The sequence below is a fragment of the Mailhella massiliensis genome, from assembly GCF_020741395.1.
Lineage (GTDB): Bacteria > Desulfobacterota > Desulfovibrionia > Desulfovibrionales > Desulfovibrionaceae > Mailhella > Mailhella massiliensis_A.
In genome coordinates this window covers 1-5,635 of record NZ_DYZA01000253.1, presented here as the reverse complement: position 1 = coordinate 5,635, position 5,635 = coordinate 1, and the positions used below count along the sequence as shown (strand labels likewise).

The 5,635-nt window shown below is 61.2% G+C and carries 5 protein-coding genes; all 5 read left to right on the top strand.

Annotated elements, in window-relative coordinates:
• The first annotated feature begins 60 nt into the window (after positions 1-60).
• The 5 genes from K8W16_RS12200 (at position 61) to K8W16_RS12180 (ending at position 5,458) form a co-directional block, all read left to right on the top strand.
• Positions 61-1,317 carry a 3-isopropylmalate dehydratase large subunit gene (locus K8W16_RS12200; RefSeq protein ID WP_304124276.1) on the top strand — a complete coding sequence of 419 codons (1,257 nt, stop codon included), beginning with the start codon at positions 61-63 and terminating at the stop codon, positions 1,315-1,317.
• Entirely contained in the window at positions 1,314-1,847 is a 534-nt protein-coding gene (locus tag K8W16_RS12195; RefSeq protein WP_304124273.1) for a 3-isopropylmalate dehydratase small subunit, read from the top strand. The genes K8W16_RS12200 and K8W16_RS12195 overlap by 4 nt, the downstream gene beginning before the upstream one ends.
• On the top strand, positions 1,844-2,740 hold the full coding sequence (locus K8W16_RS12190; protein ID WP_304124270.1) for an oxaloacetate decarboxylase: 897 nt from the start codon (positions 1,844-1,846) through the stop codon (positions 2,738-2,740). The genes K8W16_RS12195 and K8W16_RS12190 overlap by 4 nt, the downstream gene beginning before the upstream one ends.
• 4 nt (positions 2,741-2,744) lie before the next feature.
• A complete protein-coding gene (locus K8W16_RS12185) occupies positions 2,745-3,983 on the top strand; it encodes an MFS transporter (RefSeq protein WP_304124267.1) in 1,239 nt (412 codons plus the stop codon).
• A gap of 95 nt (positions 3,984-4,078) precedes the next feature.
• Entirely contained in the window at positions 4,079-5,458 is a 1,380-nt protein-coding gene (locus K8W16_RS12180; RefSeq protein WP_304124265.1) for an MmgE/PrpD family protein, read from the top strand.
• Positions 5,459-5,635: the final 177 nt, after the last annotated feature.

Here is a 5,635-nt window from a genome sequence, read left to right as displayed (position 1 = left end):
AAATGAAATTTTATTTTCATATTTTTTACTTTTTTTTCTCAACAAGGTAGGTTGTCCAGCATGGCACAGACAATTACGGAAAAGATTCTGGCCGCTGCGGCGGGCAGGGAACAGGTCCGCCCCGGAGACCTTGTGACCATAAGACTCGATGCCGTCATCGGGCACGATACCTCCACGGCGGTATTCCGCATCCTGGAAGGATGGGGAGTGCGGCAGGTGAAAAATCCCGATCAGGTATACATTACCGTGGACCATTTCGTTCCCAGCCCCACGACGGATGCGGCCGACCAGTACAAGGCGCTGGAAGAATATGTCCGCCGCTATCGGATTTCCCACTGGTTCCCGGCGGGCAGGGGAGGGATATGCCACGCGCTCTTCCCCGAACAGGGGCTGATCCGTCCGGGCATGACTGTTGCGGGAAGCGACTCCCATACCTGCACTTATGGGGCTCTGGGCGCGTTTTCCTGCGGCATGGGAGCGACGGATACGGCTGCGGCCATGGCGCTCGGGGAAACGTGGATACGCGTGCCGGAAAGCATTGCCCTGCGCTATGAGGGCCGGCTTCAGGACAAGGTGGGCGGGAAGGATATCGTGCTTCACGCCCTGGGCAGGCTGGGGGCTTCGGGGGCCATATACAAGGCCCTGGAGTTCGGAGGCAGCGCCATTGAAAATCTGGGCATGGACGCCCGCTTCACCATCTGCAACATGGCGGTGGAAGCCGGGGCCAAAAGCGGCATCATCGCACCCGATGCGGTGACGGAAGCCTATGTGCGCGAACACGGGGGAGGGGAGTATCGCGTGTTCTCCAGCGATGCGGACGCGCAGTATGCGCGTGTCCTGGAGTTCGACGTTTCCGGCCTTCCGCCCATGGTGGCATGTCCCCATTCCCCGGATCATGTCATGCCGGTGGAGGAGGCGGGGCGCGTCCGCGTCAATCAGGTGGTGATAGGTTCCTGCACCAACGGCAGAATACAGGATCTGCGCGATGCGGCTTCTGTGCTGCGCGGCGGCAGGGTTCCCGAACAGGTTCGCCTCATCGTCATACCCGCCACCCGGAATATCTATGCCCAGGCCATGAAGGAAGGGTTGCTTGCCGCGTTCATCGAGGCGGGGGCGCTCATTACGCCTCCCGGCTGCGGACCCTGCTTCGGCGCCCATCTGGGGCTGCTTGCCGACGGCGAGGTGGCAGTTTCCACCACCAACAGGAACTTTGTCAGCCGCATGGGGCACAAGAGAAGCTCTGTGTATCTCGCTTCCCCCATGACGGCCGCAGCCTCCGCGCTTCGCGGGGAACTGACTGATCCGAGGTGTTTATGACACAGCACAGGGTATGGAAATTCGGGGACAACGTCGATACCGACGCCATTATCCCGGGGCGTTTTCTGGCCAACTGGAACAGCCATCCCGAGAACCTCAGAAAATGCTGTTTCGTGGACGTCCGGCCCGAGTTTTCGGCGCAGGTGTCCCCGGGCGACGTCATTGTGGGGGGGCGCAATTTCGGCTGCGGCTCCTCCCGAGAATCCGCGCCGGTCAGCATCAGGATGAGCGGCGTTTCCATGGTCATTGCGGAAAGTTTCGGCCGCATCTTCTACCGCAACAGCATCAACATAGGCCTGCTGGCCATTGTCTCGCCGGATGCGGTCGCGGGCATACGGGACGGGGATTGCATCGCGGTGGATCTCGGCCGGGGCGTGATCCGCAACTGCACGAGGGATGAGGAATACGGCTTCACGCCGTTCCCTTCCTTCATCGGGAAACTGGTGGAACTCGGCGGGCTCGGCCCTTATGTGCGGAGCAGGCTGGGGCTTGAGGAACAAAGCGAAGGGGAAAAGGCAGGGAAGGCATGATGACGAGAAATGCGCAGTTCCGCAAAAGGCTTGCGGAAAAAAGAATCATCGTCGCACCCGGCGCCTATGACGCCATGTGCGCGAAAATCATAGAGAAGCAGGGCTTCGAGGCCTTGTACATGAGCGGGGCGGGGCTTTCCTACAGCCTGCTGGGAAAGCCGGACATAGGCCTTCTGACGCAGACGGAAATGGCTGCCCGGGCCGCATACCTGAGCGAGGCCGTGGAGCTGCCCATCATCGCCGATGCCGACACGGGCTTCGGCAACGCGCTCAACGTGGCGCGCACGGTGAAGGAATACGAGAGGGCCGGGGTTTCCTGCATACAGCTGGAAGATCAGGTCATGCCCAAGCGCTGCGGGCACATGTCGGGCAAGGCCCTGATATCCGCGGCGGAAATGTGCGCCAAGATACGCGCCGCATGCGATGCGAGGCAGGACGAGGATTTCTGCATCATGGCGCGCACGGACGCCATTGCCGTGGAAGGGTACGACAGGGCTCTGGAGCGGGCCTTCGCCTACCGGGAAGCCGGGGCTGACCTGCTTTTTGTGGAGGCTCCGCGCACGGAGGAGATGATGCGCTCTCTCTGTGCCGCCCTGCCGGACTGCCCCATGCTGGCCAATATGGTGGAGGGCGGGCGCACCCCGCTTTTTTCCGCCTCAGAACTGGAAGACATGGGGTTCCGGGTAGTCATATTCCCCGGCGCGGCAAGCCGCGTCATCGCCTTTGCCGTGAACGCCCTCATGGAGCATCTCCGTGAAAAGGGCGGCACCGCCGATTATCTGGACAGAATGTACGACTTCGGACGCCTGAACGAAATTCTGGAGCTTGAAGCCATCCGCCGCTGGGAACAGGCCCATGCGGAGGGAGAAAACACCCTGGCCCACAGGGGGTAGAGCCATGTTCTACGGCTGGAAACCGACCTGGACCGGTTTTTTCGGCAACCTTCTTCTCCAGGGCGGAGGCATCTTCATCATGAACGCTCTTATGGAGCCGCTTTCCCTGCTTCACGGCTGGTCGCGCGGCACCATAGGCACCATCATGGCCTTTTCCTCTCTGGCGGGCACGCTCAGCATGCCGCTTCTGGGCTCGCTTGCCCTGCGCTGGTCCCTGCGGAGGCTCATGCTGGTCGGCGCCCTCATGGGCGGGGGCGGGTACATCATGATGGGGCAGACCTCAAGCCCCTTCCTGTTCACGCTCAGCTTCGCCGCGGTATGGATAGGCGGGCAGGCCTGCGGGGGCGTCATAGCCAACGCGCTCGTGTGCAACTGGTTCATACGCTTCCGGGGCAGGGCCTTCGGCGTGGTCAACATGGGCACGTCCATGTCGGGCGTCGTCCTTCCCCTCACGGCGCTCATCCTGGTGCGTTCCTTCAGCGTGCCCGTGGCCACGGCCTTCATCGGCTGCGGCGTGCTCATGCTTCTGGTGCCGCTCTGCCTGTTTTTCGTGCGCGACAGGCCCGAGGACATGGGCCTTGCGCCGGACGGGCTGCCCGCCCCGGAAAAGGCCGGCGCGCCGGCCGCGCACACGGTGTTCATTCCCTGGAAGGACCTTCTGCGCAACCCGGAATGTTACCGCGTGGGCCTTATCTTCGGCCTGGGCATCATGATGGCCGCGGGCGTGGTAGGGCAGCTCAAGCCGCGCTTTTCCGACCTCGGGTTCAACGACTACACGGCCATGGCCTTCATGTGCCTTGCCGCCTTCTGCGGGGCCATGGGCAAGTTCCTGTGGGGCTGGGTAAGCGACATACTCACGCCCCTGAAAACTACGAAACTGATCATTTTCTGCAACATTCTCGGCCTGTCCGTGGCTTTCCTGCCCGCAAACCTTTTCACCGCGCTGCTTTTTGCCGTGTATAGCGGCGGGTGCGTGGGCGGCTTCTGGGCAGTCTTTCCCAACGCGGTGGCCTATGTGTTCGGGCGGGACAGGTTCGTTTCCGTCTACCGCTTCGCCTCCGCCTTCGTGTCCATCAAGGCCCTGGGCTACTATGTCATGGGCATGATCTACGAGCACACCCATTCCTACGACGGGGCCTACGCCTTCTTCATCGGTACCATGGTGCTGGCCTTCATCCTGCTTCTTTTCGTGCACGATCCGGCGCGGGATGCGGCGCAGGCGGGAGAACCGTCCGGGCGTTAGGCTCAGTTTTCCGAAAGGCGCAAGGCGGCTGTTTTCCGGGTGCCCGCCTTTTCGGAAGGAAAACCGGCACCGACAGCCGCGATACGGAGGAAAGCATGGAAAACAACATCACGAAAAAGCTGGCGGAAGGGCTGAGCGCGATACGTTTTGAGGATATTCCCGGAGATGTTCTGAGGAACATGAAGCGCAGCATCCTGGAAAATCTCTCCGCTGCGGTGGCCTCCCATGCCGGGGTGCCGTATCTGGCAAAGCTCGACGCCTCGATGCGGCGCCCTTCCCGCGGGGAGTGCACCGTATTCGGCGGAAAAAGGGACTGTGACCCGGCCCGCGCGGCCTTCATCAACGCTTCCTGCGCCGTGGCCAAGGAATTTATCGGCGGGCACCGCTTTTCCTACGGCATGCCCAGCATCGCGGCCGTGCCCGTGGCCTTTGCCCTGGGCGAGAGCCGGGGCGCGTCGGGCAAGGAGGTCCTGCTTGCGGCGCTGAAAGGGTATGAGGCTCACGCGCGCACGGGTGTGGCCACCTATCCCATGTATTTCCGCTTTCATCCTCATGGAACGCTCGGGGTATACGGAGCCGCCGGCGCGGCAGCATCCATGATGGGGCTGGATGCGGAACGCTTCTACCATCTTCTGAACCTCGTTTCCGTGCTGCCCATTTTTGCACATCGGCGCACGACGGTGGAAGGCGGCACCGTACGCAACACCTATCCCGGCATTGCGGCGTGGCACGGAATTCTTGCCCTAGACATGCTGGAAGCGGGGATATGCGGCGTGGAGGACGGCATACGCACCTGCTTTGCGGAGACTTCCGCCGAGCAGGGGGTGGACGAGCACGCCCTGCTCGACGGCCTGGGCAGCCGTTTCGAGGTGTCGCGCAACTACTACAAGCTGTACGGCTGCGAAAGGCACCTGCACGGCGCCATGGAATGTGTGTACGACCTGCGCGAGGAACTGGGATGGGATGCGGTCAACAAAGATACCGTGGATTCCGTCCAGGTGCATACCCATAAAAAGGGAGCGCGCTGCATGCGCAAGGATCCGCAGAACGCCATGGCGGCCCAGTGGTCCATTCCCCACGGAGTGGCGGCGCTGTTGGTGCTGGGCCGGACGGAGAACGATCTTTTTTCGGAAGAAGCGGTGCAGAACCCGGAAATCCGCGCTCTTGCACAGCGTGTGGACGTGTTTGAAGACCCGGAATACACGAAGCTCGATCCTGTGGAACGCTATACCCGCCTGACGCTGAATCTGAAGGACGGCAGGTCGTTCACGCGCACCATCCATCAGCTTCCGGGGGAATTCGACTGCCCCTGCCCCGACGAGGTGGTGTGGGAAAGGCTTGTGTCCAAGTGCCGCTGGCTTTTCGGCATGGGAGGCCTGGACGCCGCAAGGACCGAGGAGGCTGTGGAGAAAATCATGCACCTTGAGGAGCTGTCCAGCATTTTCGAGCTGACGGATATGTTGCAGGCAGGGTAGGAAGCGTGGGACAAGAGTGTATTTTGTAAAAATATGCTGTTGTTTCCGTAAATTATGTTTTTTTCGGCCGGGCGTCACGTGCCTTTTCATTGCGCGGAAGAAAAATCCGGCGGGGGCCTTGACAAGAGAAAGCAGAACGGACACTATGTTTATAAAACAAAAGAATATTATTTTATG

Bases quoted from the DNA above. Each gene is read 5' to 3' on its own strand.
- K8W16_RS12200 (WP_304124276.1), top strand. From the start codon at position 61: ATGGCACAGACAATTACGGAAAAGATTCTGGCCGCTGCGGCGGGCAGG.
- K8W16_RS12195 (WP_304124273.1), top strand. From the start codon at position 1,314: ATGACACAGCACAGGGTATGGAAATTCGGGGACAACGTCGATACCGAC.
- K8W16_RS12190 (WP_304124270.1), top strand. From the start codon at position 1,844: ATGATGACGAGAAATGCGCAGTTCCGCAAAAGGCTTGCGGAAAAAAGA.
- K8W16_RS12185 (WP_304124267.1), top strand. From the start codon at position 2,745: ATGTTCTACGGCTGGAAACCGACCTGGACCGGTTTTTTCGGCAACCTT.
- K8W16_RS12180 (WP_304124265.1), top strand. From the start codon at position 4,079: ATGGAAAACAACATCACGAAAAAGCTGGCGGAAGGGCTGAGCGCGATA.